The organism is Leisingera sp. ANG-M1 (genome assembly GCF_000813745.1).
In the GTDB taxonomy this organism is placed as follows: Bacteria; Pseudomonadota; Alphaproteobacteria; order Rhodobacterales; family Rhodobacteraceae; genus Leisingera.
The window spans coordinates 765-2,537 of the sequence record NZ_JWLC01000040.1 but is presented as its reverse complement, the minus strand read 5'-3'; the positions used below and the strand labels follow the sequence as shown (position 1 = coordinate 2,537).

Annotated in this window: 2 protein-coding genes; one reads left to right on the top strand and one right to left on the bottom strand. The window is 56.5% G+C overall.

Going from position 1 to position 1,773, the window contains the following annotated elements; all coding sequences use genetic code 11:
- Positions 1–450 (top strand): hypothetical protein (locus tag RA19_RS24800; protein ID WP_039168355.1); only part of this gene is annotated, 450 nt, incomplete at its 5' end.
- Positions 451–1,360: 910 nt separating this feature from the next.
- On the opposite strand, the gene RA19_RS26345 is transcribed toward RA19_RS24800, so the two are convergent.
- Positions 1,361–1,773: SAM-dependent methyltransferase (locus RA19_RS26345; RefSeq protein ID WP_241479147.1), on the bottom strand; the 413-nt coding region annotated here is incomplete at its 5' end.

Sequence of the window (1,773 nt, the reverse complement as noted above, 5' to 3'; positions counted from 1 at the left end):
TTGGTATTGACCGCTCTGTTTAACGGCCAGTTTCGGCGTGTCATGCGGCTGGAAGCAACGCCTGGCATCGGCGGCCTCCTGGTCGATCCGAAGGAGATCAAGGCTCTCACATCGCGCAGTAGGCCCGGCATGACCGCCAGCTGTGCATTCATGATGCTGGGTATTGGGGAAGCTGCGGGTAAGCGGCTGATTGCGGCAAAGACCGGCGAAGTTGTTCTGGAAACAGTTTCCATACCGGGTGAAGCCGAGCCGTGGGTTACGCCCGAAGCCATGGCCTGCTTCCGCAGCAAGTACGTGACTTTCAAGTGTCTTCTGATCGAGGCGAAATGCAAGCAGACGCAATTGAAGTGGGTACTTGCTGCACATAAAGTGAAGCCAGCATTCGACCCAAAGACCTTGGGCGCGATTCTCTACAAACGGGCTGATTTGCCGAAAGCCTTGGAGCTCTAGCGCTCCAGGGTACGAACCATCCATATTGCCGCCTTCGGGAGGCAATTTTTTTTGGATCTTTCGATGGCAAATAATCTTGTGCAAAATGGCAGAAAAGCCGCCCCGGCTGGTTTTGTGCAGATCTGGGGTGTTTAAAAACAACATCTTACAAGACGGCCGTGGGCATCAATGGCATTTTTTCAGTGGTTCCGACACGGCAGTTGTCGGACCTGGGTAATAGCTGCCTTCAATGGAGGCGTTCTTCCATTTTGACACAGTATTGCTTGCTACCAGCCAATGCTTGATCAGTGGTTTTGAAACGATGAGTTAGAGAGTGTTCTCCTATTGCCAGTTGCAAACGCGCGTTCCTTTGTAGATCAGCGCCATGTGTTGTCTGGAATTGTTATTTTGGGCAGGGCAGAAGCTCAAACCTGGCCAAGCTCTCTCCTTTACCTGTTCGAACGCACCCTCGAGCACTTGCAGCAAACGGCGAAGTGCGCCGGGCAAGGATCAGAAGGGGCCAAGAGCAAGTTTGCCGGGGCTGAGTTTTACAACGCCGATAGAGATCGGCGGGCAATAAGGCTACGCCCGCAACGGTTCCTGAAATTACGCCGCGCTTTTGGACACGGTACCCTGCCTCTTGACCCGGAGGGTTGTGATGACTGCCTTCGGTGGGAAATCAAATTGATGCAGATTGGCCTCGGGCGCGAAGCTCAGGAGCGCCTGGAACGCCGGGTGAGCAGGCTGGCTGAACGAGGAGCCGATTTTGTCCGTCGTGCGGGGCGTCAGCGCCGGTTTACGCAAGTGTCCGTCGGGGCGATCACCGAGATGTTTGAAGCTGCCGGATGCGGTGCAGAGCTGAACCAGCGGTATGTTACGGCAAGAAGACCCAAAGCCTTAGGTTCGTCCAAGACACCACATCAATCCCACTTTAGCCGCGCAGTTCGCTGGTTTGATCTAATTGCAAGGCGGGGACCTGTCCGGACCTGTCCTTGGGGAAGGTGATGATGATTGTCGCGCATCCGGAAATTCCGTGCAGATCTATGGCTTCCGGTATCTCGCCGACGCCGCAAAACACCGTTTGCGCCGTGGGCTTGGACACGTCGGCTGCGATCGTAACAGGCGCAGACGCAGGCATCCCCAGACGGAGCAACCCGTCGCGTACCCGGGATGCCTGCCTGACGGCCATGTAAAAGACAATCGTGGTTCCAGGTTTTGCATAGCGGGCACAGTCGGGCAGAGGGTCGCCGGCCTTGCATTTGGCTGTGGTCAGCACAAGCGTGTCGGACACCCCGCGTTCGGTCAGCGGTATTCCTGTTTGCGCGGCGGCGGCGCAGGCGGCCG